We start from the raw sequence: 838 nt of genomic DNA, 5'->3' as shown, positions 1-838 counted from the left end.
CTACAACGTTGGTGGCCATCTCGTCCGGCTGGATGAGATTGGCTACGGCGAAAACGCCGAGCGCCCGGAGCGGCATACGCTGTTTGAGCGCGACACCATTGGCCGCTTGATCGCCAAGCTCAATCGCGATGCTGAGCAGCGGTTCACCTATGACGACGGTGACCGGTTGCTGAGCATCGAGCGGCACCCGAGTGGTATCGGCAAGCAGCTTGGCGTGACCGAGGAGAAGCTCGAATACGCCTACGATGTGCTGGGGCGGCTGACAAAAGAAATCACGCCCGACGGCACCCTGGCCTACGAGTACGATCCGCTCAGCAACCTGACTACGCTGACGCTGCCGGATGGCCGCAAGGTCAATCACCTGTACTACGGCAGCGGGCACCTGCACCAGTTGAACCTGGACGGGCAGGTGATCAGCGACATGGAGCGCGATGACCTGCATCGGGAGGTCTACAGGACCCAGGGCAAGCTCACCAGCTGCTTTGGCTACGATGCGATGGGACGCAAGGCCTGGCAGTTTGCCTCGACCTTGCCCGCGGACAAGCTCTCGCAGGTGCACAACACCGGCATCAACACCTCTTTGCTGGTGGAGCATGCCTACAATCCGATTCACCGCCGTTATCAGTACGACCCGGCCGGAGAACTGGTGCGCACCCTCGACAAGCTGCGGGGCGAGATCAAGTACGAGTACGAAGCCAACGGCCAGTTGCGCAGCCGGGATACCGGCTCGCTGGTGGGCAGCGAAGAATTCCGCTACGACCCGGCGGCGAACCGGCTGGACTTCAATGCGCGCCAATTTGACAAGGTCAGGGACAACCGGATCAGGCAGTGGCGGGAC

The 838-nt window shown here is 61.8% G+C and carries 1 protein-coding gene; it reads left to right on the top strand.

The annotated features are described in order from the left end of the window. Positions 1 to 838 (top strand): RHS repeat domain-containing protein (locus HU738_RS25755; protein ID WP_367616189.1); only part of this gene is annotated, 838 nt, incomplete at both ends.

The organism is Pseudomonas vlassakiae (assembly GCF_014269035.2).
Taxonomy (GTDB): Bacteria; Pseudomonadota; Gammaproteobacteria; order Pseudomonadales; family Pseudomonadaceae; genus Aquipseudomonas; species Aquipseudomonas vlassakiae.
Note: the sequence above shows the minus strand (reverse complement) of the source record. Positions and strands in the feature narration are given on the sequence as shown.